General features: G+C 64.9%; 1 pseudogene. It reads right to left on the bottom strand.

The window, feature by feature from the left end:
• A pseudogene (locus EN807_RS34775) lies at positions 1–288 on the bottom strand (UDP-3-O-(3-hydroxymyristoyl)glucosamine N-acyltransferase); the annotation flags it as partial.

Below are 288 nucleotides of genomic sequence, written 5' to 3'. Positions count from 1 at the left end.
CAGCCATTCCCATCGCCCTGTTTGCGGGTCCTGGCCAGCTTGCGCAGCATCGCGATCTCGCGCATGGCCTCGGCCATCGGCTGCGCCGGATAGCCTCCCCAGATCTCGCCCGCCGGGACGTTGCTCATGAATCCGCTTCTCGCTGCAAGCTTGGCCCCAGGCCCAATGGTCAAATGATCGGCGAGGCCGACGCCGCCGCCCATGGTGACGCCGTCGCCGACGACGACGGAACCCGAAATACCCGAAAGTCCGGCTATAATGCAATTGCGGCCGATGCGGACATTGTGG

It is taken from the genome of Mesorhizobium sp. M5C.F.Ca.ET.164.01.1.1, assembly GCF_004792125.1.
GTDB classification, from domain to species: Bacteria; Pseudomonadota; Alphaproteobacteria; order Rhizobiales; family Rhizobiaceae; genus Mesorhizobium; species Mesorhizobium wenxiniae.
The sequence above is the reverse complement of the archived record's forward strand: the minus strand, read 5'-3'. Positions and strand labels throughout refer to the sequence as shown.